The 19555-nt window shown below is 71.9% G+C and carries 16 protein-coding genes; 5 read left to right on the top strand and 11 right to left on the bottom strand.

Going from position 1 to position 19555, the window contains the following annotated elements:
- Positions 1 to 87 precede the first annotated feature (87 nt).
- The 6 genes from argF to ACY34M_RS12145 form a co-directional block, all read right to left on the bottom strand.
- On the bottom strand, positions 88 to 1083 hold the full coding sequence (gene argF, locus ACY34M_RS12120) for an ornithine carbamoyltransferase (protein WP_462718434.1): 996 nt from the start codon (positions 1081 to 1083) through the stop codon (positions 88 to 90).
- A gap of 106 nt (positions 1084 to 1189) precedes the next feature.
- Positions 1190 to 2791 carry an amidohydrolase gene (locus ACY34M_RS12125; protein WP_462718435.1) on the bottom strand — a complete coding sequence of 534 codons (1602 nt, stop codon included), beginning with the start codon at positions 2789 to 2791 and terminating at the stop codon, positions 1190 to 1192.
- A gap of 48 nt (positions 2792 to 2839) precedes the next feature.
- Entirely contained in the window at positions 2840 to 4312 is a 1473-nt protein-coding gene (locus tag ACY34M_RS12130; RefSeq protein WP_462718436.1) for an APC family permease, read from the bottom strand.
- Between the two features lie 170 nt (positions 4313 to 4482).
- Entirely contained in the window at positions 4483 to 5718 is a 1236-nt protein-coding gene (locus ACY34M_RS12135) for an arginine deiminase (protein ID WP_462718437.1), read from the bottom strand.
- Positions 5719 to 5912: 194 nt separating this feature from the next.
- Entirely contained in the window at positions 5913 to 8480 is a 2568-nt protein-coding gene (locus tag ACY34M_RS12140) for a polynucleotide kinase-phosphatase (RefSeq protein WP_462718438.1), read from the bottom strand.
- Positions 8477 to 10060 carry a 3' terminal RNA ribose 2'-O-methyltransferase Hen1 gene (locus ACY34M_RS12145; protein ID WP_462718439.1) on the bottom strand — a complete coding sequence of 528 codons (1584 nt, stop codon included), beginning with the start codon at positions 10058 to 10060 and terminating at the stop codon, positions 8477 to 8479. The genes ACY34M_RS12140 and ACY34M_RS12145 overlap by 4 nt, the downstream gene beginning before the upstream one ends.
- A gap of 105 nt (positions 10061 to 10165) precedes the next feature.
- Between ACY34M_RS12145 and ACY34M_RS12150 the strand changes: the two genes are divergently transcribed.
- Both ACY34M_RS12150 and ACY34M_RS12155 read left to right on the top strand, forming a co-directional pair.
- Complete coding sequence (locus ACY34M_RS12150; protein ID WP_462718440.1) at positions 10166 to 11089, top strand: LLM class F420-dependent oxidoreductase; 924 nt, start codon at positions 10166 to 10168, stop codon at positions 11087 to 11089.
- A 346-nt stretch (positions 11090 to 11435) separates the two neighbouring features.
- Positions 11436 to 11624, top strand: coding sequence for a hypothetical protein (locus tag ACY34M_RS12155; RefSeq protein ID WP_462718441.1), 189 nt, complete (start codon positions 11436 to 11438; stop codon positions 11622 to 11624).
- Positions 11625 to 11642: 18 nt separating this feature from the next.
- On the opposite strand, the gene ACY34M_RS12160 is transcribed toward ACY34M_RS12155, so the two are convergent.
- The 5 genes from ACY34M_RS12160 to ACY34M_RS12180 all read right to left on the bottom strand — a co-directional run bounded on the left by ACY34M_RS12160 (position 11643) and on the right by ACY34M_RS12180 (position 15275).
- Positions 11643 to 12146 (bottom strand): DUF6099 family protein, encoded by a 504-nt coding sequence (locus ACY34M_RS12160; protein ID WP_462718572.1) that lies wholly within the window; start codon positions 12144 to 12146, stop codon positions 11643 to 11645.
- A gap of 252 nt (positions 12147 to 12398) precedes the next feature.
- Positions 12399 to 12755, bottom strand: coding sequence for a nucleotide pyrophosphohydrolase (locus ACY34M_RS12165; RefSeq protein ID WP_462718442.1), 357 nt, complete (start codon positions 12753 to 12755; stop codon positions 12399 to 12401).
- Positions 12752 to 13918, bottom strand: a complete 1167-nt coding sequence (locus ACY34M_RS12170; protein WP_462718443.1) for an ATP-binding protein — start codon at positions 13916 to 13918, stop codon at positions 12752 to 12754. Before ACY34M_RS12170 ends, ACY34M_RS12165 begins: the two co-directional genes overlap by 4 nt.
- Before the next feature lie 111 nt (positions 13919 to 14029).
- Positions 14030 to 14410 carry a cell division protein SepF gene (locus ACY34M_RS12175; protein ID WP_462718573.1) on the bottom strand — a complete coding sequence of 127 codons (381 nt, stop codon included), beginning with the start codon at positions 14408 to 14410 and terminating at the stop codon, positions 14030 to 14032.
- Between the two features lie 106 nt (positions 14411 to 14516).
- Positions 14517 to 15275 (bottom strand): ABC transporter ATP-binding protein, encoded by a 759-nt coding sequence (locus ACY34M_RS12180; RefSeq protein WP_462718574.1) that lies wholly within the window; start codon positions 15273 to 15275, stop codon positions 14517 to 14519.
- Positions 15276 to 15536: 261 nt separating this feature from the next.
- Between ACY34M_RS12180 and ACY34M_RS12185 the strand changes: the two genes are divergently transcribed.
- The 3 genes from ACY34M_RS12185 to ACY34M_RS12195 are packed head-to-tail and all read left to right on the top strand — an operon-like array spanning position 15537 to position 19548.
- Positions 15537 to 17708, top strand: coding sequence for an MMPL family transporter (locus tag ACY34M_RS12185; protein ID WP_462718444.1), 2172 nt, complete (start codon positions 15537 to 15539; stop codon positions 17706 to 17708).
- Between the two features lie 5 nt (positions 17709 to 17713).
- Complete coding sequence (locus ACY34M_RS12190) at positions 17714 to 18919, top strand: sensor histidine kinase (protein WP_462718445.1); 1206 nt, start codon at positions 17714 to 17716, stop codon at positions 18917 to 18919.
- Positions 18916 to 19548, top strand: coding sequence for a response regulator (locus ACY34M_RS12195; protein WP_462718446.1), 633 nt, complete (start codon positions 18916 to 18918; stop codon positions 19546 to 19548). Before ACY34M_RS12190 ends, ACY34M_RS12195 begins: the two co-directional genes overlap by 4 nt.
- The last annotated feature ends 7 nt before the right edge of the window (positions 19549 to 19555 follow it).

The raw sequence follows: 19555 nt of genomic DNA on the forward strand, positions 1-19555 counted from the left end.
CGGGATGTGCCGCGTGCCGGTGGGGCCGGAGAGGGTGTTCCGACCCCACCAGTTTGAACGCCTACTGGTGGAATATGCGGTTTGTCGCTACTGGCCGAGCGTCGCGACCATGACGGCCTTGATGGTGTGCATCCGGTTCTCCGCCTCGTCGAAGACGACGGAGTGCTCGGACTCGAAGACCTCGTCGGTGACCTCGAGGGACTCCAGACCGTACTTGGCGTGGATCTCGCGGCCGACCTTGGTGCCGAGGTCGTGGAAGGCCGGGAGGCAGTGCAGGAACTTCACGTCCGCGTTCCCCGTCGCGCGCAGGACGTCCATCGTCACCGCGTACGGCGTGAGGGCTTTGATCCGCTCGTCCCAGATCTCCTCCGGCTCGCCCATCGACACCCACACGTCGGTGACCACGAAGTCGGCGCCCGCGACGCCCTCCTCGACGGTCTCGGTGAGCGTGATGCGCGCGCCGCTGGCGGCGGCCAGCTCGCGGGCCTTGGCGACGATGTCCTCGGCGGGCCAGTAGGCCTTCGGCGCGACGATCCGGACGTCCATGCCGAGCAGGGCGCCGGTGACGAGGTAGGAGTTGCCCATGTTGAACCGGGCGTCACCGAGGTACGCGAAGGACATCTCGGTGAGCGGCTTGGCGCTGTGCTCGGTCATCGTGAGCACGTCGGCGAGCATCTGCGTGGGGTGCCAGTCGTCGGTCAGGCCGTTGTAGACCGGCACGCCCGCGTACTCGGCGAGCGTCTCGACGATGGACTGCTCGTCGCCCCGGAACTCGATGGCGTCGAACATCCGGCCGAGGACGCGCGCGGTGTCCTTGCTCGACTCCTTCTTGCCGATGTGCGAACCGGCCGGGTCGATGTACGTCGTCGACGCACCCTGGTCGGCGGCCGCGACCTCGAAGGAGCAGCGCGTACGCGTGGACGCCTTCTCGAAGATCAGCGCGACGTTCTTGCCCTTGAGGCGCTGTGTCTCGGTCCCCGCCTTCTTGGCCGCCTTCAGCTCCGCGGCAAGGTCGACCAGACCTCGGAACTCCTCGGCGGTGAAGTCCAGCTCCTTGAGGAAGTGGCGGCCGGTGAGGTTCATTCGGGGGCTCCTGCGCATGACTCGGGGACGGGGTCGGGACAGTGGAAGTCTATACGATGTTCCACATTTCTATTCATGAGTATTCCCGACCCCTGCGATTCACTGCCTACCCGAACGTGCGCTCCCCCGCCAGCCACGTGCCCCGCACCTCGATCTCCCGCAGCCGCATGGGCTCCGTGGCCCGTGGGTCCGCCGACAGCCACACCAGGTCGGCCGGGGCCCCGGGCACGAGAGCGGCGCGCTCGTCGGCGAACGCCTGGTGCGCCGAGCCCGCCGTGTACGCGGCCAGCGCCTCCTCGACCGTCAGCCGCTGATGCGGCAGCCAGCCGCCCTCCGGGGCGCCGTCGAACGTCCGCCGGGTCACCGCGACCTGGATCCCTTCCAGCGGCTCGTACGAACTCACCGGCCAGTCGCTGCCGAACGACAGCCGCGCACCGCCGCGCTCCAGCTCGCCCATCGGGTACTGGAGCGCCGAGCGCTTCTCGCCGATGCGCGGGACGGACAGCACGGTCTGGAGCGGATCGGGCTGCGCCCACAGCGGCTCGAAGTTGGCGATCACGCCGAACTCGGCGAAGCGCGGCAGGTCGGCGGGGTCGACGAGCTGGACGTGGGTGATCACGGGGCGCCGGTCCCACGCCTCGTTGGCCTGCGCCGCCGACTCGATCGCGTCGAGCGCGGCCCGCACCCCGGCGTCGCCGATGGCGTGGATGTGGATCTGGAAGCCGTCGGCGTCGAACGCCCGTACCGCCTCGGCCAGCGCCGCCGGTTCCCAGACGGGCATGCCGCAGCTGTGCGGGGCGTCGTCGTACGGCTCCAGGAGCGCGGCGGTGCCGCCCTCGATGACGCCGTCGCTGAAGAACTTCACGGTGCGGGCCGTGAGCAGTTCGCCGCCCTCGGCCTCGACGCGGCGCCGTGCCTCCCGGAACGTGGCCCGCTGCTCGCGCCAGCGGTCCGGGTCGGCGCGCTGGGCGAGGTTGACGCGGAAGCGGAGGGCGCCCCGGCGGGCGGCCGCCAGGTAGGCGTCGACCATCTCGGGTTCCACCCAGGCGTCCTGAACCCACGTCAGGCCCGCCCGCGCGTACGCCTCCCCCGCCACGCCGATCGCCTCGACCAGCTCGTCCACCGGGCGGCCCGGCACCCGGTCGAGCACCAGGTCGCAGGCGTGCCACTCGCGCAGGGTGCCCATGGGGGTGCCGTCGGGGCGGCGCACGATCCAGCCCAGGCGCGGCTCGGGCGTCGTGTCGCTCACCCCTGCGCGGCGCAGCGCCTCGGTGTTGCACCACACCGTGTGGTAGTCGTACGCCCGCAGCACGACGGGCCGGTCGGGGACCGCGGCGTCCAGCCAGCGGGCGTCGAACTCGCCGTCGGGGACGAGCGCCGGGTCGTAGCTCGCACCGACGATCCACTCCTCCTCGGGATGCGCGGCGGCCCACCGGCCGACCTCCGCGGCGATCTCCTCGACGGAGCCCAACTCCTTGATCTGCGGGCCGAAGTGCTCCAGGCCACCGAAGAGGGGGTGTGCGTGGCCGTCGCCGAAGGAGGGCATGAGCAGTCCGCCGGCGCCGAGGTCGAGCACCTCGTCGGCGGTGGCGGCCAGCGCCTCGGCCTCCGCCCCCAGGGCGGCGATCCGGCCGTCGCGCACGGCGACGGCGCCGACATCGCCGTACGCCTCGCTCCCGGTGCGGACGGTTCCGCGCAGTACCAGCACGTACGTGCTCCTTTCGATGCGGTGGTTCAGACGCGTCGATGCAGTGGTTCAGACGCGCTCGGCGTCGACGGTGGTCAGCCGGGCGTACGCGGCCGGATCGCGGCGCCGTGCCCGCAGCGCGACCGCGATCCCGAGCGCGAACAGCACGGGCAGCGGCGCGAGCAGCACGGCGTTGACGCCAGCGGTGGCGCCCGTGAGCAGGTCCAGGTTGACGCAGGCGAGGCCGATCAGAACGGTGAGCCCGACGCAGGAGACGAGCGGCGCGAGCACCACCCGCCACGCGGGCAGCCCACGCCGGTCCCGGCGGAAGAACCCGTACACCGCGAGCGCGGCGCAGGCCTGCATCAGCATCACGCCGAGGATCCCGGTGCCGTTGGTCCACAGGAACGTGACGCTGTACGGGTCGACGCCCGCGATCAGCGTCACCACGACCGTCAGCAGGGCGAGCGCCGACTGCACGAGCACGGCGACGGCGGGCGCCCGGGTGCGGGCGGTGACCCGGCCGAGGCGCCGCGGCAGCAGGCCCTCGCGGCCGAGGGCGTAGAAGTAGCGGGTGGCGCCGTTGTGGAAGGCGAGGGTGGCCGCGAAGGCGCTGGTGATGATCAGCAGGTGCATGGCGTCGGCGGCCCAGGACCCGACGAACCGCTCGGTCGCGGTGAACACCATGTCGCCGCCGCCGTCCCCGTTGGCGACCCGCTGGGCGTCGTCCGCCCCGTACGCGTTGATGATCGTCCAGACCGTGAAGGTGTAGAAGAGCGCGAGGAACGCGACGGCGATGTAGGTGGCGCGCGACACCGAGCGCTCCGGCTCGCGCGCCTCCTCGGCGTAGATCGCGGTCGCCTCGAAGCCGACGAAGGCGCCGATGGCGAGGACGAACATGCCGCCCACGCCCCCGTTCATGAGGTGACCGGGCGACAGGACGCCGAACTCCGGGCCGTGCGGGCCGCCGCCGTGCGCGAAGACCCCCGCCTCGAACACCAGCAGGACGAGCACTTCGAGGACGAGCGCGACGCCCAACACCTTGGCGCTGAGCGTGACTTTGAGGTACCCGAGCACGCCGATGGCGACGATCCCGGCGAGCGCCCAGGCCCACCACGGGACCAGTACGCCCGTCAGGTCCTGGAACCCCGACTCGGTGAACCAGCCGAAGGCCACGAGGAGTCCGACCTCGATCGCGTTGTACGCGAGCAGCGCGACGTACGCGGAGCCGACCCCGGCGGGGCGGCCGAGGCCCCGGCCGATGTACGCGTAGAAGGCCCCGGCGTTGCGCACATGGCGGCTCATCGCGGTGAACCCGGCGGCGAAGACGATCAGGAGCAGACCGGAGACGAGGTAGCCGAGCGGCGCGCCCTGCCCCGCCATCCCGATGGCCAGCGGGGCGACGCCCGCCATGACGGTCAGCGGCGCCGCGGCGGCCACGACGAAGAAGACCAGGTCGCCGGCGCCGATGGCGCCCTTCTCCAGAGTGCGGGCGGGGGCGGACGTGGCCGCGCCCTGTGCGGTCTCGGTGGACGACGTCAAAACGAATGCCTTTCGTTTGCCGGGTCGCCAGGACCGTACGCCGGACCGAGGTCATACGGGAAGGTCGCCTTGTCCGTGCCGCCGCAACGGGCGCAACTCGCGTATGAGCAGGACCTTCACGTCGAGCAGAGCCTTTACGTCGAGCAGAGCTACTACGTCGAGCAGAGCTGTTACGGGAACACGGGGTCGCGCTCCACCGGGCAGCTCATGCACCTCGGGCCGCCGCGCCCCCGCCCCAGCTCGCTGCCCGGAATCTCGATGACCTCGATCCCCTGCTTGCGCAGAAACGTGTTCGTCGTCGCGTTCCGCTCGTACGCGACGACGACGCCCGGCTCGACGGCGAGCACATTGCAGCCGTCGTCCCACTGCTCGCGCTCGGCGGCGTGCACGTCCTGCGTCGCGGTCAGCACCCGGATCTCGCTGAGCCCGAGCGCGGCGGCGATGGCCCGGTGCATGTGCTCGGGCGGATGGTCGGTGACCTTCAACTCGGTGCCGGAAGCGCCCGGTTCGATGGTGTACGAGCGCAGCATGCCGAGCCCCGCGTACTGCGTGAACGTGTCCGCGTCGACCATCGTCATGACCGTGTCCAGGTGCATGAAGGCCCGGCGCTTCGGCATGTCGAGCGCCACGATGGTGCGCGCCGAACCCGCCGCGAACAGCTTGTGCGCGAGCATCTCCACGGCCTGCGGCGTGGTCCGCTCGCTCATCCCGATGAGCACGGCGCCCTGCCCGATGACGAGGACGTCACCGCCCTCGATGGTCGAGGGATAGTCGGCCTGCCCTTCGGACCAGACGCGAAAGCCGTCTTCGGCGTCGCGGAACAGCGGGTGGTGCCGGTAGATCGCCTCGAAGTGGACGGTCTCGCGCTGCCGGGCCGGCCAGCGCATCGCGTTGATGGACACCCCGTCGTAGATCCAGGCCGAGGTGTCGCGCGTGAACAGATGGTTGGGCAGCGGGCCGAGCAGGAAGTCGTCCAGCTCCATGACGTGGAAGCGCACGGAGGTCGGCTCCGGGTGCGCCTCCAGGAACTCGCGCTTCGTCATCCCGCCGATCAACGCCTCGGCGAGCTCTGTGGACGGCAGCGTCTCGAAGGCGGCCCGCAGATGGTCCGTGGCGAGCGGCCCGTACTCCTTCTCGTCGAAGACCCGGTCCAGGACGAGGCCGCGGGCCGCTTCGACGTCCAGGGCCTCGGTGAGCAGATCACCGAAGAGGTGCACGCTGACGCCCCGGTCGCGCAGCACGTCGGCGAACCCGTCGTGCTCCTGCCGTGCCCGCCGCACCCAGAGCACGTCGTCGAAGAGCAACTGGTCCTTGTTACTGGGCGTGAGCCGCTTCAGCTCCAGATCGGGCCGGTGCAGAATCACTCGGCGTAGGCGACCGGCTTCGGAGTCGACGTGGAATCCCATGGGTCCATCCTTCCCCCGCCCCGCCACCCGCATCTTTCACGCGCCGGCGGGGCTTGAGGAATTTCAAGCCCCGCCGGCGATTGAGGCGCGGGGCCCGGGGCGGAGCCCCGGTCTTTCAAGCCCCTGCGGCGATTGAGCAGCGGGGTCCGGGGCGGAGCCCCGAGGGCTTGGCCACGGGGGGCCGGGCGGGAACGTCAGAGCCGAGGGTCGACCGGCTCCGACTCAAGCGCAAGGACCGCGAACACCGCCTCGTGCACCCGCCACAACGGCTCCCCCTCCGCCAGCCGATCCAGGGCCTCCAGGCCCAGCCCGTACTCCCGGATCGCCAACGACCGCTTGTGCCCAAGAAACCGCTGCCGCAACTTCGCCAGGTTCCCCGGCCGCGTGTACTCCGGCCCGTAAATGATCCGGAGGTACTCCCGCCCACGGCACTTCACCCCCGGCTGCACGAGCCGCCCCTGCGCATCCCGCACCAGCGCCCCGACCGGCTTGACGACCATGCCCTCGCCGCCCCGCCCGGTCATCTCCAGCCACCAGTCGACCCCGGCCCGCACCGACTCGGCGTCCCCCACGTCGACGTACAGCCGCCGCGTCGTCCGCAGCAGCCCCGTCGTGTCGTGCGCGACGACCCGGTCGATGAGCGCGAGCTGCTCGTCGTGCGGCAGCCCCGCGAGCGAGCGTCCCCGCACGGCCAGGATCTGGAACGGCGCGAGCCGCACCCCGTCGAGCCCGTCCGTGCTCCAGCAGTAGCGCCGGTACGCGTCCGTGAACGCGGCGGCGTCCGCCGCACGCCCCCGCTGCCGCTCCAGGAGGTCGCTCACGTCGACGCCCCGCTCCGCCGCCGTCTCAAGGGCCCCGAGCGTGCTCGGGAACGCGGCACCGGACGCCGCGCCCACCGCCGCGTACTGCGCGCGCAGCAGCCCGGACGCCTTGAGCGACCACGGCAGCAACTCGGCGTCGAGCAGCACCCAGTCGGTGTCCAGCTCCTCCCACAGTCCGGCGGCGGTGACGGCGTCCCGCACCCGCCCGAGGACCGCCTCGGTGATCGCCGCGTCGTCGAAGAAGGGCCGCCCGGTGCGCGTGTAGACCGAACCGGTGACCTGCCCTCCGTCGTCCTCGGCGACCCCGAACCGCTCCCGCGCCGCCTCCGCGTCCCGGCACACCAGCACCACGGCCCGCGAGCCCATGTGCTTCTCCTCGCACACGACCCGCTCCACACCGTCGGCGGCGTACTGCGCGAAGGCCTCGGCCGGGTGCTCCAGGTAGCCCGCCACCTCGGAGGTGGCGGTGGGCGCCATCGTCGGCGGCAGGTACGGCACGAGCCGCGGGTCGACCGCGAACCGGCTCATGACCTCAAGGGCCGCCGCCGCGTTCTCCTCGCGCACGGTGACGCGGCCCGTGTGCCGGCTCTCCACGGTCCGGCGGCCGTGCACATCGGCGAGGTCGAGCGGACGGCCCTCGTGCCCGCCCGGCGCCTCGGTGGCCAGCGGCCTGGCCGGCTCGTACCAGACCTGCTCGGCCGGTACGTCGACCAGCTCGCGCTCCGGCCAGCGCAGCGCGGTGAGCTTGCCGCCGAACACGGCACCCGTGTCGAGGCAGATGGTGTTGTTGAGCCACGTGGCGGTCGGGACCGGGGTGTGGCCGTAGACCACGGCCGCCTTGCCGCGGTACTCCTCCGCCCACGGGTAGCGCACGGGCAGCCCGAACTCGTCGGTCTCCCCGGTCGTGTCCCCGTACAGCGCGTGCGAGCGCACCCGCCCGGACGTGCGGCCGTGGTACTTCTCGGGCAGGCCCGCGTGGCAGACGACGAGCCTGCCGCCGTCGAGGACGTAGTGGCTGACCAGCCCCTCGACGAACGTGCGCACCTCGGCGCGGAACTCCTCGCTCTCCCCGCCCAGCTGCTCGACCGTCTCGGCGAGGCCGTGCGTGTGCTGGACGTTGCGCCCCTTGAGCCAGCGCCCCAGCTTGTTCTCGTGGTTGCCCGGCACGCACAGCGCCGTACCGGCCTTCACCATGCCCATCACGCGGCGCAGCACGCCGGGTGTGTCGGGGCCGCGGTCGACGAGGTCGCCGACGAAGACGGCGGTTCGGCCGTCGGGGTGCGCCCCGTCCACGTAGCCCAACTTGCCGAGCAGGGTGTCGAGTTCGCTCGCACAGCCGTGGATGTCGCCGATGATGTCGAACGGTCCGGTGAGGTGGGTGAGGTCGTTGAACCGCTTCTCGCGCACGACGCCCGCGCCCTCGACCTCCGCGACGCCGCGCAGGACGTGCACCTTGCGGAAGCCCTCCCGCTCCAGGTGCTTTATGGAGCGGCGCAGCTCGCGGGTGTGCCGGGTGATGACGCGGCGCGGCATGTCGGCGCGGTCGGTGCGCCCGGCATTGCGCGCGGCGCACACGTCCTCCGGCACGTCGAGCACGATGGCGATGGGCAGCACGTCGTACTTGCGCGCCAGATCGACGAGCTGGCGGCGGGAGTCCTGCTGGACGTTGGTCGCGTCGACGACCGTCAGACGGCCGGCCGCGAGCCGCTTCCCCGCGATGTAGTGCAGCACGTCGAAGGCGTCGCGGCTGGCGCTCTGGTCGTTCTCGTCGTCGGCCACGAGGCCGCGGCAGAAGTCGCTGGAGATCACCTCGGTCGGCTTGAAGTGGGCGCGCGCGAACGTGGACTTGCCCGAGCCGGACGCCCCGACCAGCACGACGAGCGAGAGGTCGGTGACGGGCAGCACGCGCCCCTGCGTGACAGTGGTGTCGGTGGCGGTCATACGGTCTTCGCCTCCTTCTCGTTCGCGGCCGTCGTCAATGTCGTCGGCTTCGTCGTCGGCTTCGTCGTCGTATTGATCGTCGGCTTCGTCGTCGGCTTCGTCGCCGTCCCTGTCGTCGGCCCGGTTGTCGGCTCGGTCCCCGTCTCGTTCATCGTGAACACCGCCATCTGCGTCGGCGGCCCCACCTCCGGGTCGTCGGGCCCCACCGGCACGTACCGCACGGCGTATCCGTGCCGCGCCGCGACCCGCTCCGCCCAGCCGCGGAACTCGGCCCGCGTCCACTCGAACCGGTGGTCGCCGTGCCGGACGTGCCCGCTGGGCAGGGACTCCCAGCGGACGTTGTACTCGACGTTCGGCGTGGTCACGGCCACCGTGCGGGGCCGCGCCGAACCGAACACCGCGTACTCGAGCGCGGCCAGCCGCGGCAGGTCGACGTGCTCGATCACCTCGCTGAGCACCGCGGCGTCGTACCCCTTGAGCCGCTTGTCGGTGTACGCGAGCGAGCCCTGCATCAGCCGTACGCGCGCGGCCTGCCGCTCGCCCATCCGGTCCAGCTTGAGGCGGCGGGAGGCGATGGTGAGCGCCCGGACGGACACGTCGACACCCACGATCTCGGTGAACCGCACGTCCTTCAGCAGCTCGCCCACCAACTGGCCCTGGCCGCAGCCCAGATCGAGCACCCGGGCGGCACCGGACTCGCGGAGCGCGGTGAGGATCGCCTCCCTGCGCCGCACGGCAAGCGGCACCGGACGCTCCTCGGTGTCGCTCTCCTCGTCCACGGCGTTGTCGATCTCGTCGACGTCCGTGTCGTCGGCGTCCGCGAGCCGGACCAGTTCGAGCCGGTCCAGGGCCTGCCGGGTCAGCGACCAGCGCCGCGACAGATACCGGCCGACGATCAGCTTCTGCTCGGGGTGCCCGGCCAGCCAGCCGTCGCCCGCGCGCAGCAGCTTGTCCACCTCGTCGGCCGAGACCCAGTAGTGCTTCGCGTCGTCGAGCACCGGCAGCAGCACGTACAGGTGCCGCAGCGCGTGCGCGAGCCGCAACTCGCCCTCCAGGACGAGCCGCATGTACCGCGAGTCGCCCCACTCGGGGAACTGCTCGTCCAGCGGTACGGGCGTGGCCCCGACCTCCCACCCGAGCGGCTCGAACAGCTTCCGCACGAGATCGGCGCCGCCACGCGCGGGCAGCGCCGGCACCTCGATGCGCAGCGGCAGCGCCTGCTCGGCCCGCTCGGGACGGGCCTTGCACACGCCGCGCAGCGCGCTGGAGAACACCTGGCTCAGCGCGACGGCGAGCAGCGACGAGGCGGCGTAGGGCCGGTCGTTGACGTACTGCGCGAGCGCCGCGTCGGGCGCTCCGCCACGCCCCTTGCCCCGGCCCTTGCGCGCCAGCGCCACGGGGTCCACCTCCAGCAGCAGCGCTGCCGTGCACCGTTCGTCGCCCGCCTCGGGGTAGAGGACGTGCGCGGTGCCGTGCGCCGTGCTGAAGGACTGCGCCCTTCCGGGATGCTTGTGCAGCAGAAAGCCCAGATCGGTGGCCGGATTCGCGGCGGTGCCCGTGGTCGAGATCGTCAGAAACACACGGCCGAGTATGACCATCGCGGCGCCCTCACCACCATGGGTTTTCGCCCGCCCGACGGTGCCCGCGTCATCGAAGCGCGCGCCGCTGACCTGCATGATGGGTGCATGGATCTTCGCGTATTCACCGAACCGCAGCAGGGCGCGACCTACGAGACGCTGCTCCGCGTCGCCAAGGCCGCAGAGGACTTGAACTACGGAGCTTTCTTCCGGTCCGACCACTACCTCCACATGGGGTCCGTCGACGGTCTGCCGGGGCCCACGGACGCCTGGACGACGCTCGCCGGGCTGGCCCGCGAGACCGAGCGGATCCGGCTCGGCACCCTGATGACCGCCGGCACCTTCCGGCTGCCCGGCGTGCTCGCCATCCAGGTCGCGCAGGTCGACCAGATGTCCGGCGGCCGCGTCGAGCTGGGGCTCGGCTCCGGCTGGTACGAGGAGGAGCACTCCGCGTACGGCATCCCGTTCCCGAAGGAGAAGTTCGGGCGGCTGGAGGAGCAGCTCGCCATCGTGACGGGCCTGTGGGAGACGCCGGTCGGCCAACGCTTCAACTACGACGGCACCTACTACCAGTTGAAGGACTCCCCGGCGCTGCCCAAGCCCACCCAGCAGCGCGTGCCGATCCTCGTCGGCGGACACGGCGCCAAGAAGACCCCGGCGCTCGCCGCGCGGTTCGCCACCGAGTTCAACATCCCGTTCGCCTCCATCGCCGACACCGAGCAGCAGTTCAAGCGCGTGAAGACGGCGGCCGGCGAGTACGGTCGCGCCCAGGACGCGCTGACCTACTCCAACGCGCTCATTGCCTGCGTCGGCCGCACCGATGCCGAGGTCAAGCGTCGCGCCGACGCGATCGGCCGCGACGTCGACGAGCTCAAGGCCAACGGTCTCGCGGGCTCCCCCGCCGAGGTCGCCGAACGCCTCGCCGCCTACCAAGCCGTGGGCTCCCAACGGATGTACCTCCAGATGCTCGACCTCGACGACCTGGACCACCTGGAACTGATCGCCTCCGAGGTGACCCCTCAACTGGACTGATCAACCGGGCGGACCAACCGGGCTGATCAACTGGGCTGATCAACCGGACCGACCGAACCAACACGGCACCTCCCACCTGCCGCCCCGGCGGCGTCGTCGTTCGCGCATCTGTCCCCTCGCACAGGCGTCGAGTCCGCCGTCCGCTCCTTCGGGCTCGCCACCACGGTCGGGTGAAATCACGTCAACCCGCACGTGGTGGCGGGTGCGCGCAGTGACCCGGCCCCGGTCGTGATCGTTGTTCCGGGCGGAGCCGGACCGCCCGGCACCCGCGCCGGCGGTCGCTGCCGGGCGTCATCATGTGTCAACTCCTCTCCCCAGCGGGAGAGCGAGGGCCGAGGAGGCCGCCATGTCCCACGAAGCCGTGCCCGATCAGGACGTGCACGCCACGTCCGCACCGGAGCAGGAAGAGGCACCCAAGGGTCTGCTGCAGCAGATGGAAGAGCTGATGGCCGCGCTCAACGCCGACCTGACGCAGCTCGACGCCGACCTCCAGCAGCCGCCCGGGACCGCGCGACCGACCGGCGAGAACGACTGAGCGGTACGTCCGCCGGTCTCACGCCGCCGAGTCCGAGTCCGGTTCCGGCTCGGGCTCCCGGTCGGCGAGGGTGAGTGCGACGCCGCGCACGGGCAGCCGCCGCAGTATGTCGATGACCCTGTCCCGCGACTCGTCCGCAGCGTCGATCGCTTCCATGCACTGCCAGTAGGCCCCCTCCTCGACCGACTCGCTCGCCACCGCGACGAGCGCGATGCCCACGTCGCTGAGCAGCGCGCCGAGCGCGAGCAAGGCCTTCTGCACATCGCCCAGTTCGGTGAGCTGGGCCGCCCGTATTCCCCCGGCCCCTACGACCGGTGCCGCCGAGCCACCGCTGCCGCGGGCCCCCGCTTCGCTCAGTCCCAGCGCCACGCCTCGTAATTCCCGTGGGCCCTGGATCGCGAGGCGACTCCCCATCGCCTGCGCCAGGGCCTGGGCCTGCCACGCCTCCCTCATGATGTCCGGCGGCTCCTGGCTCTCCGCCAAGACCCGTCGGCCGACCCCGATGAGTCGCACCGCTTCCATCGTGTCCCCGTCCATCTCCCGGCCGAACACCTCTGTCCACTACCCAGAGTGAAGGCATGCGCGACGAAAAGCTAGGGGAAGCCCGAAATCTGTGGACACAAAGTGCGTTGTGGATAAGTTAACGACTTCGGAGAGTGACAATCGGTCCCTGGAAGGGCAGTTGACGGAGGCCGGGCGTCCGGCCCAGCAGTCCTCCGAACCGATCCAGCAACCGATCCAGCAACCGATCCGGCAAGCGCTCCGGCAACCGATCTAGCCCTCTCCCCCGCCGCGCGCCGGGAACCGCAGTTCGTTGCGGTCGATCTTCGCCGCGAGCGCGGCCAGCGCGTCGACGCCCAGCACCTCGCACAGTTGCAGCAGATAGGCGAGGACATCGGCGACCTCGTCCTCGACCCGGTGGGCGGATTCCGGGTCCTCCATCACGCGGGCCGACTGTTCCGGAGTCAACCACTGGAAGATCTCGACCAGTTCGGCCGCCTCGACGCTCAGCGCCGTCGCCAGGTTCTTCGGCGTGTGGAAGGGCTGCCAGTCGCGGGCGGCCGCGAATCGGGCCAGCCGCTCCTGCAAGGTCGCCACGTTCAGTTCTACGCGTTCCTGTTCCTCGTTCACCGCCCCAGGTCTACCATCGCGGCCCCCGCCTCCCGCGCTCCCCGCTCCGCGTCCGATCCCTCGCCGACCGCGGCGACCAGTCGGATGTGGCCGCGGGCGCACATGCGGGCGGCCAGCGCGGTCAGTTCGGCGCACTGGGTCCGGTCGAGACCCCGGTCGAAGCCGTCCGCGAGCACGGTCAGACTCTGGTACGCCTCGGGGACCTCGGCCGCCGTGTCGACGGCGAGCACCCGCGGCCCGGTGAGCAGGACGAGCGCGAGGGCGAGATACCGCAACTCGCCGTCCGCGAGCCGCTCGACGGGGCTGGTCACCCCGTCGCCCCGGTCCACGACGGCGCGCACGGTCCCGTCGGGCGCGGTCTCGGCGCGTACGTCCCGCACAGGCCCCACCAGGCCCGCGCGGGCCGCCGCGACGAACAGCGCGTGCCGGTTCCCGCACTCGGCTCCGGTGCGGCGCAGCACCGCGGGGAGGTTGTCGCAGCCGCCGTGCAGCCGGTCGGCCGCCCTGCGGACCGGGGTGCGCATCCGCGCGGGGTCGGGGTCGCAGGCGAAGGTGGAGCGCAGCCCTACGACGACTTGTTCGGCCGCGGCGAGCACCTTGCGCTGCCCTTCGGTGCGGCCCGCGACGCGCAGCGGGAGCATCGCCGTACCGAGCAGGTCGTCCGGGAGCGGCCCGCGGGTCACGGGCACCGACCCCGCGGTGTGCCAGGCGGCCTGGACGTCGCGCCGGCCGGGGTCGCGCAGGGCGGTTTCCAGGTACGTGATGTCTGGGCCGGTCAACCGCTCGCCCACCACGCGGAGTTCGGGCTCCGCCTGGACGGCCAGGTCGAGCCGGACGGGTCCCATCGGGCCCTCGACGGTGCAGCCGATGTGGAAGCCGCGGCGGCGTTCGGCATCGGGCCGCGCACGCTCGGGAACGTAGGCGCGGGGGTCGGGGAACACGTCGGCCAGGTGTGCTCCGCCGCCGAGTCCGGCGAGCGCCGCGAAGGCGCGCAGCGCGCTGCTCTTGCCGCTGCCGCTGGGGCCGGACAGGGCGGTGAACGGGCCGAGGGGGACGGTGGTGCCGCGGTGCCGGGCGAAGGCGGAGAGCCTGAGCCGGGTCACGCGCGGCCGGTCGGCGGAGGCGCCGGGGAGCGGGGCAGCGCCCCGGCGTAGCACGGTCATGGGATGAACGTAGGTGGGCCGCGCAGTGCAGAAGCGTTTGCGCTCGCAGGCCTTCCTACGATCGGGGGACTATGCCTGTCGGGCTTGCCCCGACGTCCGCCGGGGCACCGCTCAGGAGACGGCGCCCTGCACCAGCCCCTGCACCTCCGTGCCGGGAGGGGCGAGGAGGAAGACATTGCGGTCGACGCGGTGCATGCCGCAGCCGAGGCCCATGACGACGCCGCTGCTGAAGTCCAGGACGCGCTTGGCCACGTCGGTCTCGGCGCCGGTCAGATCGAGCAGCACCGGGATGCCGGACATGACGGTCTCGGCAACCTCGCGCGCGTCGCCGAAGACGTTGACACGCAGGACGACGAAGCGGCGCCGCGGTTCGGTCTCCGCCTCGGGCATCGCCCGGTGGTCGACGGCTGACGGCCACTCGTTGCGGCTGCGCAGCGGGACGACCTGGGCGAGCCCTTCCCACTGTTCGTCGGTGACGTCGTGGCTGTTCAGTTCCCCCACCCCGTTTGGGCTCGCACTCGTGTCTGCACCGCCCAATTCTTACGTCATGTAACCCGTTCGGCCCAACACCGACACACGCCGGTGCCCGTGCGCCCGGTCACACCTGGTCGCCGGAGCGGGCGAGCCAGCGTCCGGCGTGCCGGGTGACCTCGATGGGGCGCCCGAAGCAGGAGGTCATCAGATCCTTCGTCAGCACGTCCTCGACGGCGCCGCGGGCGAGGACGCGGCCCTCGCGCAGCAGGACGGCGTGGCTGATGGCCGGGGAGAGCTCCTCCAGGTGGTGGGTGACGGTGACGGTCGCCAGTTCGGGGCGCCCGGCCGCGAGCTGCCGCATCGTGTCGATGAGGTCCTCGCGGGAGGGCAGGTCGAGCGCGTTGAACGGCTCGTCGAGCAGGAGCAGCGCCGGGTCCGCCATGAGGGCGCGGGCGATGAGGAGCCGGGCGCGCTGGCCGCCGGAGCAGACGCCGTAGGGGCGGTCGGCGAGTTCCTTGACCTGGAGTTCGGCGAGCAGCGCGTGGGCGCGCTCGCGCACCTCGTCGTCGTACGACTTCCAGAGCGGCTGGACGGTGCCGCTGTGGCCGGTGAGGACGACGGTGTGGCCCGGCAGGTCCTGGGGGACGCGCTGGGACGTGGAGACGTGGCCGATGAGGGCGCGCAGCTCGCGGACGTCGACGCGGCCGAGCCGGTGGCCGAGGACCTCGACGGTGCCGGTGGTGGGGAAGTTCGTGGCGCCGATGAGCCGCAGGATGCTGGTCTTGCCCGCGCCGTTCGGTCCGAGCAGTGCCCAGTGCTCGCCGGAGCGCACGGTCCAGTCGATGTCGTCGAGGATGACCTGGCCGGTGGTGTAGCGGCGCATGCTCACGCCGTCGAGGGCGGCCACGGCACGGCCCTGGTTCTCGTTCACGGCGCCTCCTGCCTCGTCGCGTACGACCCGGTGACGGGGTCTCGTACACCCCGGAGAGTAGCTGCATGCTGCATTCATCCCGATGGGTGTCCATTTCGTGGACGGGCGGGCCCGGCGGCGTCCTTGACGCGCTCGTGTCCACCGACCGGTGGACCCCGGGTTCCACCGGTCGCCGCTGTCCGCGGATGCACCGCCGCGACCAGCATGGACGCCATGACCAACTACCCCGTGAACATGGCTCGTTGGAGCGCCGGGCACCCCTGGAGGGCGATCGCCGGCTGGTTCCTCTTTGTCGTTCTGTGCCTCGGTGCCGGGATCGCCGTGGGTGGCAACGCCGCCACGTCCGCCGACTTCGGAGTCGGTGAGGCCGGCCGCGCCGAGGCCGTCGCCCGTGACGGTGGGCTCGCGCAGCGGCCCGTCGAGCGGGTGCTGATCGAGGACCGCTCGGCCGGGCGGCTCGACCGGGCGGCCGGCGGGGCCGTCGCCGCCGATGTCGCCGACCGGATGCGCGGGCTGCCGCAGGTGCGGTCCGTGGCCGTGCCCGTGTGGTCGAAGGACGGCCGGGCGGTCCGCGTCGACGTCACCATGAAGGGCGCCGAACTCGAAGGGAAGAAGCACGTCGACCCGCTGCGGGCGCAGACCGCCGCCGTGCAGAAGGCCCACCCCGACCTGCGTGTCGAGGAGACCGGCGGCCCCTCCATCAGCCAGGGCGTCGACAAGCTGCGCGGCAGCGACCTCTCCCGTACGGAGATGATCGCGCTGCCCATCACGCTGCTCACGCTGCTGCTCGTCTTCCGGTCCGTGGCGATGGCGACGGTGCCGCTGCTGCTCGCGCTGTCCGCGATCGTCGCGTCGATCGGCCTGTCGATGCTCGCCTCGCACGTCTTCCCCGACGCAGGCGTCGGCACGAACATCATTCTGCTGATCGGTCTCGCCGTCGGCGTCGACTACACGCTGTTCTACCTGAAGCGGGAGCGGGAGGAACGGGCCCGTGCGCAGGGGACGTTGAGCACGCGGGCGCTGGTGGAGCTGGCCGCCGCCACCTCCGGCAGGGCCGTCGTACTGTCCGGGCTCGCGGTCGCGGTCTCCAGCGCGACGCTCTATCTCGCCGACGACGTGATCTTCTCGTCGATCGCGACGGCCGCGATCGTGGTGACGCTGGTCGCCGTGGTCAGCTCGCTGACGGTGCTGCCCGCGCTGCTGGTGAAGATCGGCTCGCGGGCCGAGCGCCGCGCCGCCCGCAAGTCCCGTGGGACCAAACCGCCGAAGCCCGTACGCCACAACGCCCTGCTGCGGCTCACCGCCCGCCGGCCCGGCGCCGTACTGGCCGTCGCGGTCGTCGCTCTCCTCGCGCTCGCCGCGCCGCTGCTCGGCATGAAGCTGACCGACATGGGCCGCGAGACGCACTCGCGACAGACCCGGTCGATGCCCACCTTCGACCGGCTGAACGCGGCGTTCCCCGAGGTCAAGGCGGCACATCAGGTACTCGTACGGGCCGACGCCGACCGCGCGGGCGAGGTCGAGGGGGCCCTGCGCGCCCTCGCCGCCGACGCCAAGGACGACCCCGGCCTGAACGGCACGTACACCCTGCGCACCTCCGCCGACCACCGCGTCACCTCGCTGGACCTGCCCGTCCCGCACTACGTCAGCACCAAGCCCGCCCAGGAGTCGCTGGAGCGGCTGCGGTCGGAGTATCTCCCCGCCACCGTCGGCAAGCTGAGCGGGGACATAGAGGCCGGCGTCACCGGTGACGTGGCCCGCTACGCCGACTATCCCGCGCACCAGAAGCAGAAGCTGCCGCTGATCATCGGGGCGCTGCTGCTCGTCACGTTCGCGATGACCGTGTGGGCCTTCCGGTCCGTGGTGCTCGGCCTCGTCGGAGTCGCGCTGAATCTGCTGTCGGCAGCCGCCTCGCTCGGCGTGCTCACCCTTGTCTTCCAGGGCAGTTGGGCCGAGGGGCTGCTCGACTTCCAGTCGACGGGCACGATCGGTTCGCGCGTGCCGCTGTTCCTCTTCGTGATCCTCTTCGGGCTCTCCATGGACTATCAGGTGTTCGTGATCAGCCGGATCCGGGAGGGTGTGCTGCGCGGGGTGTCGACCCGGCAGGCGGTGCTCGACGGGGTCGGCAGTTCGGCCGGGGTGGTGACCAGCGCGGCGTTCGTGATGGTGACCGTGTTCGCCAGCTTCGTGTCGCTGCACTTCATCGAGATGAAGCAGATCGGCTTCAGCCTGGCCGTGGCGGTGCTGCTGGACGCGTTCGTCATCCGGGTGCTGATCCTTCCCGCGCTCATGCTGCTGCTGGGCGAGCGGAGTTGGTGGCCCTCGCGCGGACCGCTGCGGGCCGCGAATACCCCGCCGCGGCGCCCACTGGCGAACGTAGGCTGATCGTCGTGGACAGCAGCCGCGCGCCTCTCCTCGCCCCGAGTCCTACGCCCGTGCCCCTCACCCACCGCTGGAACGCGGTGCTGTGGGTCCTGTGCGGCCTCGTGCCGCCCGCGATCGCGGTGGCGGACGCCCCGGCGGGGACCAAGTACCCGACGTTCGTGCTGCTGTCCGTGATGACCTGCGCCTACGCGGCCGTGGCGATGTTCCCCGGCCGGGAGCCGCTGCGGCCGACCGCGTATCTCGCGGTCCTCGCCGCCGGGGTCGGCGCCGTGGCGTACCTGATGGGCAGCGGCGCCGCCCTGTTCATCGTCTCGCTGCCGCACTTCTGGATCTACGCCTCCGGGCCCGGCCCGGCGCTCGCCCTCAGCGGCGCCGCGGCCGCGCTCACGGCGGGCGGCACCATCGCCGGACGGGATCCCGGCACGCAACTCTTCGGCGGGAACGTGATGTTCACGCTCGCCGGATACGCCGCCGGGTCCGCGGTCGGCCTCCTCATACACCGGGTCGGCGCACAGGGCGAGGCCCGCACCCGTCGCCTGAGCGACGAACTCGCCGACACCCAGGCGGCGTTGGCCGAGGCCCATCGCAAGCAGGGCGCCGCGGACGAGCGGGAGCGGATGGCCCGCGAGATCCACGACACGCTCGCCCAGGGTTTCGCCTCGATCATCGTCCTCGCCGAAGCGGCGCGGGCGGGCCTCGCGGCCGAACCGGAGCGCTCCGTGCAGCAGTTGACGTCGATCGAGCACACCGCGCGGGAGAACCTGGCCGAGGCGCGGGCCCTGGTCGGGGCCACTCCCCCGCCGGGCGGCGGCGCCCAGGGCCCGGTGGCGGACACGCTGCGCCGCACCCTCGACCGGTTCGCCGAGGACACCGGCATCACGGTGGACGCCGAGCTCGCCGAGGTCGGCTGCGACCAGCAGACCCGTATCGCCCTGCTGCGCTGCACCCAGGAGTCGCTCGCCAACGTCCGTAAGCACGCCGCCGCCTCGACCGTCGTCGTGGTGCTCGAACAGAGCGTGTACGGCGTCGACCTGGAGATCACCGACGACGGGCGCGGCTTCGACGTCGGCGCGGCGCGGGGCTTCGGCCTCGACGGCATGCGCAAGCGGCTCGCCGAGCTCGGCGGCGGGCTGACCGTCACCAGTTCGCCGGGCGACGGCACCCGGATTCTCGCCGCACTGCCCGGAACCCACGTGGAGGAGACCGCATGAGCGACGCCGCGAACCTGAAGGTCGTCGTGGTCGACGACCACACCGTGATGCGCGCCGGTGTCGTCGCCCTGATCGCGCCGGAGCCCGGCATCGAGATCGTCGGCGAGGCGGACGACGGACGCTCGGGCGTGGCGCTCGTCGAGGAGCTCCGTCCCGACGTGGCCCTGCTCGACCTGCGGATGCCGGGGCTCGACGGGGTGGCGGCGACCGAGCGGATCGTCGCGGGGCCGAGCCGCACCCGCGTCCTGATCCTGACGACGTACGACACGGACACCGAGATCGAGCGGGCGGTGGAGGCGGGCGCGATCGGCTATCTCCTCAAGGACACCTCCCGCGAGCAGCTCGTCGACGCGATCCGCTCGGCGGCCCGCGGCGAGACGGTGCTCGCGCCGCGCGTCGCGCAGAAGCTGGTGGCGAAGCTGCGGCGGCCGGCGCAGACGGCGCTGACCGCGCGCGAGGTGGACGTCCTGACGGCGGTCGCCGACGGACTGTCCAATCCGGACATCGCGAAGCGCCTCGTCATCGGCGAGGCGACCGTGAAGACGCATCTCCTGCGGATCTTCGCCAAGTTGGACGTGAGCGACCGGACGCGGGCGGTGGTCGTGGCGATGGAGCGCGGGGTGCTGTAGCCGGGGC

The organism is Streptomyces sp. EDA2-14, assembly GCF_054963755.1.